Below are 8238 nucleotides of genomic sequence, written 5' to 3' on the forward strand. Positions count from 1 at the left end.
AAGAGAAGATATTGATAAAAATAGCAATCATAAAAAGCAAATCCCCAACATTTATCAAGCAATTATTTTTATTAGTAAATATTCTACACGACTCAGTCCAGATAAGCAAGATGGCTTACCACTACTACCGAATCACTACCGTCTGCCTAATGCAGCGTCTCGTCAGAGAACAACAATGTACTATTTTGCTAGTCACTCACGACAATCGTATCTTAGATATTGGCTACCGCCTCCTTCACATGGAAGATGGTCGGCTAATTGAAGTCAATAGAGTTTGTTGAAGGCGTTGCCTCTTTGCCGAATGATTTAGTCCACTTTCCGCACTTTATGATAAGTCGCAGTAATTGGATAAAGCTTCTTTAACTCGATGGGGTAAAGGTGCTGGTTCATAAGTTCTTTTTTCTGTTGCAACTAACCAGACGGTAAATTGTTCGCCAATAGCAACTTTTTGTTTTTTTCCCTCCGGGGTGATTCGGAAATATTCAAATCTTAAACCCATCCCACACTCGGAGATTGATTGGAGAGACATAATTACCTCAATGGAGTCAAAAGGAAATGCTTCTCGCAAATATTTAACCTCACTGTGCCATGTCCGAAATTCTCCTTGACTTTGAGTTCTTTGATAGTAGTCTGGAATTAATTTATAAATAAATTGATCGAGAACTCTGCCTTGCCAAATCCCGTAAGTAGCAAAATTAATATTCCCCATTGCATCACTGTCTTCTCTAGAGGTTTTGAAGATCTCTTTGTGTAAAAATAGACCTGGATGAGGCCCAGTCGGCAATTGATAAATCTTTTTGCCCATTTTATCGGATTTTGGTACAGGTTTAAGAGTAAAATCTGGAAGATGAAGCTGCTCGACAAAATTTTGCAGAAAAGCGGGTAAAGCTGTTGGCTCAGAGCTAAAGTTAGGAGATAACTGAACCCAAGTCATTGTCAATTTACTTGTCGCAATCCGTTCAAACTCACCATTAGGAAGCAGTTTGAGCCAATCATAATAAAAATTAACGGTAGAATTGGCTGATCCTGAAACATTTCCAATCCAAATACGGGCCTCCAGAATATCTTGGAGTCCTGCCTCGCCAAAAATATGAACTTGAGCGTGATTAGTCACCATCCCGCAGTTTCCAGTCGCCAATTCCTCAACTAGAGCCTCCCGCAACGGCCACATCGCCAGATCTCGAACATTGTCTATCCAAGCAAAAAATTGAGAAAAATAAACTGTTTTGCTAAAATTAGCCGTGTGTTTATGAGAAATTGGCCAGCGAACGACACAAATTTTAGAATTATCGTGGGCAATGTTGAGACGATAAATATCAGAAGGTTGAACGCCCTGCTCGATCCTTGAGGTGGTAGAACAAGGGATAAAATCTGTGGTTTCTGGGGGGATATTGAACGCCTTAACCACCACTGCCACAATTCTTGGTGCGCCGCGAGTCAAAACTATAGGAAAAGTGAGGACACTTAAAGAGTAACCTTCAGCCGTTCCCACAAAAAGAATACTATCTTCGACTTGATGACTCAGCGTTAGATCAATGTTTTGAAGATTTATGGCTTTGCGTAGAGCTTCGAGCGCTCCCCAAATCCGAGTTCCTGCAACATCTACTGATTCGGCTTGACGAGAAAGTAGTAACTGCCGCATCAAGGGTTCACGGGCATTTCCTAACAAGGCTAACCAATCAGCTTGAGAACGGTGAGTGATTGGTGCCAGATCACATCCTTGAAGAAAGCGATCGGCCACACAGAGACAAAATTGATCATCATGAGATAAAGAGATTTCTAATGAGTCTTCTTTTAGCCCCTCAACAACGGGTTTTCCTGAATCAAGCCATTTGATTTGAAATGGTTGAGATGTTTGTTTTTTGAGCGTTTTCTCAAAAATTGGCAGTTCGCATTGATGACGTTCTTCAACAGATAAGCTATGTAACCCTGGAAGATAAACGAGAGATAACGCAGGAACCGCCACTTTTAATTCTGGCGATCGTCGATACAGTTCAGATTGAAGTCTTTGTTCATCTCGCTCACTAGGATCAGCAATTTCTTCGGCTGTCGGATAATCTTCACGGCGTTCAAGAACACGAACTTGATAACCCTCAAGCTTTTCAATAACTGCCCCCTGTGGATTCATCGCTAAAACAGTCGTATTGTACTGTCGGTCTTTTTGACCTTGGTTGATCGCTAGACCAAAACAAGACTCTGACTCGTAGGCATTAAATTGGTTAATTTCAAGGCTCTCGATTCCAATCGGTAAACAAAGATCTTGAGGAATCATCACCTGTACTGAATGGATTAAAGAATCTCGGTAATAGGGATCTCCTAAAATGAACGGCCCATCAGCCCGATCTAAATAGTCTTTTTCCCTCGCAGAACTATGAATCCCTTTCTGTGTGCGAAAGAGGATCTGATGAGAGTCTAAACTATAAATCTGCTCTAAGCGTTGAAAACGAGGACCTTGAAACAATAACCAGCTATAGAGATCTTGAAGGGGATCGAGATCGAGAGGTGTTGAAGGCAGTTGTCTTTTCTCCAGAGGAATTTCCTTTGTTTGGCCAAAGACAAAGTCAGCCGCAAAATGCGCTAGGGCAAATCCTGTTCGTTCTGTTCTAATTTCAGCGCGAACTCGTATCGGCTCTTGAGCCGACTGTCGTTCCAGTACCTCAGTCCGAAGTTCAATTTCTACTCCGTTTTTGGGGTCAACAACGATTGGCCTTTCTAAACGAATATTCTCTAAGCGAACTGATAAGAGGTTTTCTTTTCTTAAAGTATAAGCTACCGCTTGGGCCATAGCTTCCAGACCAAACACGGTAGGGAATAGATAAGAACCTTTGTAAATATGGTGTTGAACATAGGAATCCCGTTTTAGAGTAAGATGGCTGCGAATAACGCTTTCTACGCCAGGTTCTAGTATCTCTATCTGTTCTAGAAAAGTCAGTCTTGTTGGCGGCGCTGTTCGTTTTGTCAGCCAAGTATCAAAATTTCCTTTGAGAGAATCTAGATTACCGAGTCTTGCTGTAATTACGACTTGAGCATCTCCCGGATCATTTTCTACCAGTTCAACAAAACGACTGACTCCTTCCGATACCGAGATCGCTTCAATCCCCCTACGGGCTAGACTTTCTACTGCATTCATCCGCGCTCCCATGCCTACGTCTGCCCAGATACTATAGGCAAGGGAAATAACCGCGGTTTTGGGGTGTTCTTGCTGAAAACGCCGGAGAATTAAATCTAATGCTTCATTGGAGAAGCTATACCAAGTATTTCCAGGCAGTCCCAACACCGAACCAATTGAGGAAAAGCCAACAATTAGCTTGGGCGCTTTGTTTTCTAAAACTCCCATAAGATTGAGAAGCCCTAAGATTTTGGGAGTAACTTCTTGATAAGCTTCTTCTAAAGGACATTGTTCGACCTTTTGAGGGCGGTTAATAGCGGCTCCATGAATGACTCCTGTAATCTGTCCGAGTTCTTGTTCAATCCTGGCGACAAGGGTTTTGACTGACTCAATATCAGCAATATTACAGGAATAATAGTGACAAGTTAGTCCTTTCTCTTGAAAACGTTTGAGAGTCCTGGCAATCTCTGCACTCCGGGGACTGGGGGAATTTTCCTCAGGATGGGAAGAACTACCGACCAAAGCCATAGGAACGCCTGTTTTTTCGGCTAAGGCTAAGGCACACTCGGCGGTAATCCCTTTGGCTCCTCCAGTAACTAGGAACACATCTTCAGCAGACCAAGTTAAATTACGAGGAGAATAGCTGGCTCGGTCTTGAACTTGCGGTCGCGGAATTCGTCGGCAGAGTTGTTCATCATAACCGACGAGAAGATAGGCTTGCGGTCGAGAGATTTCCTCGATAATGCGTTGAGCGATCGCAGACACAGAAAGCTTTAATGATAAATCAATCACCCGCACTTTGAGATCGGCGCGTTCTAAATGGAGGCTGGCGGCAAAACCGACACTACAGCTTTGCTCGAGAGGTTGGCTCCCGGTTCTTACTTTTTTACGATTCTGACGATCTTGGTTGAAAATTACGGCTTGAGGATTCTGCCCTCTTTTGCCAAAATAGCCTCCGCCAAACTGAACATAACTGACGCTGGTGTATTGACGTTGATCCTGAGAAGCTAGAGGAGGTGTTGCTACAGATTGTAGTCTAGCCATTGCTTTTTGGAGACGGTTTTCTATAGAAAGATTTTCTTGAGGATGGCGAGGAAAAATGGCAATAAAGTGACTAATTTTTACATTTTGCCTGAGAGAAAAGTCACTCTTTGCCTGAACAACCTCATGACTCATTGCACTGAAATTAACAATTTGAACTTGAGATCCTTTCGTTTGCAGAACTTGACTAAGAGCCTGGGCGACATCAGTTTCTTCGACTTCGCAAACAATCACCACCTTCGCCGTTTCCCAGTTATCCTCACAGAACAGATTAGCCGTTTCTAATTCCTGATTCTCCTCGGTTTCTCTTGTCTGACTGATAACATTATGATTGGTTGAAGCAGGAATTTCTTCTATCACATATTCAATTACAAAATTGCGAACCCAAGGATTTAAATCTCCTAGAGGGAGCTTGGTTTTATTTACCTGAGATAAACTCACTGGCTGGTTGGTTAGGGCTGTACTCGCCTTACTCGTTGTCAACTGTGGCGAATTTTGCTTGATCTCTGTTTTCGGTAATTGTTGCCTGTTGTTACTATAATTATTGTTGGTCTGTTCTCCAATTAAAGGACGGAAAACTTCTAGGATTTCTTGTAAACTAGCATTAGCTAGACTGGACGGATCAATTTGACCAGCTACACCACATTGAGAAGCCATAGCGGCCACTAATTCTGCTCCTTTGATCGAGTCTAAATTGAGATCGTCAAGTAATTTGGCATCTAAAGTAATACTGTCTCGTGGATATTCGGTTTGCTGAACCACTAAATCGATAAGAATTGCTTCCAGCGATAAAGATAGTGGTTGGCTATTGACGGGAATTTGTTGAGCAATGCCTTTGTCGGCATTATCATCGATACTTGGAAAAATCTTTAAAGAATCAATCTTAGTGCTGAAATCTTCAGATTCTTGAAACTTATTAGTCAGTAACAATGATTTTAAATCGACTAGGTGCTGATTATCAGCGATGGCAGAGATCTCTTCTTCAGACACCTGAAACGGTCTTTCGCAGAGGTTTTGAATAAATACCTGTTCCTGTGGAGCAACAAAAGGCCGGATCAGACGATTTTCATAAACTTCTTGCCAATGAACGTCACCACCGAGGACAAAATAACTACCTAAAACAGTGTTGAGGTCGCGATCACGTCCAGCTTTTGACTCCAAGGGAAGACAGAAAGGAGCGTCAGCTGTCGTATTCGCTTTTACCAAGTCAGAAAGTATCTTACCCGGCCCCACTTCAATCATCAAGTCAGATGACGATGTCATCGCCTTAACCAGAGAAATAAAGTCAACTTGGGCGACAATTTGATCAGCAAAATGGTTTCGCAGCTCTAATCTTGCTTGTAATTGTTGGCCGTTAACACTGGAAAACAGCGATACTGACGGTGAGACCAATTGTTGAGGAATGAGAGCGCTATCCCTGAGTACCTTCGCTGATGGCAACATCAGCCGCGAATGGAAGGCGTTGGACACGGGTAATTGACGAGTTAGGATATTTTTCCTCTCAGCCCGACTGATCGCCTCGGTAATCCCCTCTAGCTCTCCAGAAATGACCGTTTGACTGGGACTGTTAATATTGGCAACGACTACATAACTGGGAATTCCTTCTAATAAGCTTTCAGCAGTTAAGCGATCGCATCCTAAGCTGGCCATGGTTCCAGGCGGTTGTCCTGATGTCGAGGTTGCCTTTCCTCGGATGGCCGCAAAACACAGGAGAGTCTTCTCGTCATAAGCTCCAGCAGCCTGAAAAGCGGTTAATTCTCCTAAACTATGACCACCAACGGCAACAGGGTTAATGCCTAAGCGAGCAAGATAACGTTGCCAGAGTAGCGAAGTCAAGCAAATCGCAGCAGAGGCAATGGGAGCAGCCGTTAACGCTTTTAACCACTGTTGGATTTGTTGCTGATCTTTGGCTCGTTCTAGGTCATGGTAAATATAGGGACTGATGGGGTCAAGTTGTTGCTCCTGCAGCCATCGATCCGCTTGGGCCAGAAATTCTTGCGCCCAACTATGGCGTTCCACCAAAGTTCGAGCCATGTTTAAAGCTTGCGATCCTTGACCAGGAAACAGAAAGGCGACACGGTTGCGCTTAACCTGATTACCGAGCCATAAGTCTTTTGGCACAGATGTCCTCACCTCCCCTGGACTCGGTGGCTGCTCCTTGAGGATTTGTTGTAATTTTTGCAGTTGTTCTCCTAAACGTTTGGGAGTTTCAGCGATCACTGCGGCGCGAATCGGTTGGGAGGGTTGCAGTTGTTGAGTTAAATGAACGGCTAAGTCGGCCATTTCTGCCAGACTCATTTTTTGTGCAATGGGATATAACTCTTCAATTTGTTCGATTAAAGCCTCGATCGAGCCAGCATTTAGCACAAATAGCTCTGTTTCTTGCTGAGAAACTAATAAGGCCCGTTCATTAAGGGAAGATTTTAAATAAACCGAGGGAGGATCGCCAGAAGTCAGGGTTACATGGGCATTAATCCCGCCAAATCCCATCGCTGAGACTCCAGCCCGCAAAATATCGCTGGTGGGACGAACTGCTCCACTGATGACAGGATAAATGGCTTGAGCGGTGGTTTCAAATACGGGGTTAAGTTCCCTGCAACCAGCAGTGGGAGGGATCACCCGTTGATTAACTCCCATGACTGCCTTAATTAAACCGCCTATTCCTGCGGCCGCTTTAGTATGACCGACAATGGATTTAAAAGAGGTAACGCCAACAGAACGGGGCGCGATTTCTCCATCAGCCGCAAGCGCTAGGGCAATTCCTTCTAATTCTGTGCGATCGCCTAAAGGAGTTCCCGTTCCATGTCCTTCAATAAAATCTAGTGCGTGGCTGCTATAGCTTGCTTGTTCGTAGGCACGACGCAGTGCTTTGGCTTGACCAATTTGGGAAGGTGCTGTCAGACCGCCTTTGCCATCAGAGGAAATCCCCCATCCTTCAATAATCCCATAAATATAATCTCCAGCCGCTCTAGCTTCTTCTAAACGTTTGAGGACAACAAAACCACTGCCTTCTCCAGGGATAAATCCACTGGCCTGGCGATCATATACTCTCATCTCATTGGCGGTTAGTGCTTCTGCTTTGGCAAAACCAACCAATTCAAAGGGATCTAAACTGATATCCACGCCTCCTGCTAAAGCTATATCCCATTGTTGGTTAGCTAGATGGGTACAAGCTGTTATGACGGCAATGAGAGAGGATGAACAAGCACCATCAACGGTATAACCGCCTCCATCTAAGTTGAAAAAGTTACAAATTCTCCCAGCAATAGTATTAGACAAGTTACCAGCTAGGCTATCTTCATTAATGTTGGGAAATACAGATTTATAGAGCTTTTCCATTAGCTCTTCCAAAACTCCTAAGCTTTCTGGGAGAAGACCTTTTATCCGAGCGGACTCCCGCAAACTTCGGCGCACAAACGGCCAGCGCATTCGCATAGATAGAGAACGACTTTGCTCGCCCGTTAAGGTATTGCCTAAAACGACTCCAGTCTTGTCAGTAGGAATATTTTCTCGCGTATAGCCAGCATCTTCAAAGGCTTTTATCGCCACTTCAAGTGCTAACCAATGGGTAATATCTGTTGTCTCAAATGCTTTTTTAGGAATTCTTCTCTTCGCCCAATTAAACCTAAACCCGTCTATGACTGCCATCTGATTGCCATAGGTTTTATCGGGAGTTTTACGGTCAATATCGTAATAGTCAACTAAGGGCAATCTTGCATCAGGTGTTTCTCGAAATTGCTGTCTTCTTGCTAGGATATTCTCCCAAAGTTTTTGCAAATCATTGGCTCCAGGGTAATAACATCCCATGCCAATTATTGCTATCTTAGTAGTCTCATTAGCCCAAGAATATGAACGATCTAGCATAAGAAAATATATAGCATGAGAAAATAGGTAATTGACATCCTCACCGCCGTAAACGGACGGTGATTCCCAAACCTCACGATTTAGGTTTCTGCTTCTTTCCCGAAGGATTTTTCGCACCTGCCTTAACAGATTTACTCTGTTCTGGTCTTATGGTCGCTCTACAGACTGACACCGCAAGCCCTGCGGCCAAAATATTTTTACTAGCGTTAATATCTCGGTCATGG

1 protein-coding gene and 2 pseudogenes are annotated in these 8238 nt (G+C 43.8%); 1 reads left to right on the top strand and 2 read right to left on the bottom strand.

Going from position 1 to position 8238, the window contains the following annotated elements; all coding sequences use genetic code 11:
* Positions 1-146: 146 nt before the first annotated feature.
* Positions 147-281, top strand: a pseudogene (locus tag IM515_RS07975) (ABC transporter ATP-binding protein); the annotation flags it as partial.
* Between the two features lie 44 nt (positions 282-325).
* Here IM515_RS07975 and IM515_RS07980 read toward each other — a convergent pair.
* The gene (locus tag IM515_RS07980; RefSeq protein ID WP_287629415.1) at positions 326-8014 is read right to left on the bottom strand and encodes a type I polyketide synthase; all 7689 of its coding nucleotides are present in this window, start codon (positions 8012-8014) and stop codon (positions 326-328) included.
* Between the two features lie 73 nt (positions 8015-8087).
* Positions 8088-8238, bottom strand: a pseudogene (locus tag IM515_RS07985) (RNA-guided endonuclease TnpB family protein); the annotation flags it as partial.

It is taken from the genome of Microcystis sp. M44BS1, from assembly GCF_020244875.1.
Taxonomy (GTDB): Bacteria; Cyanobacteriota; Cyanobacteriia; order Cyanobacteriales; family Microcystaceae; genus Microcystis; species Microcystis panniformis.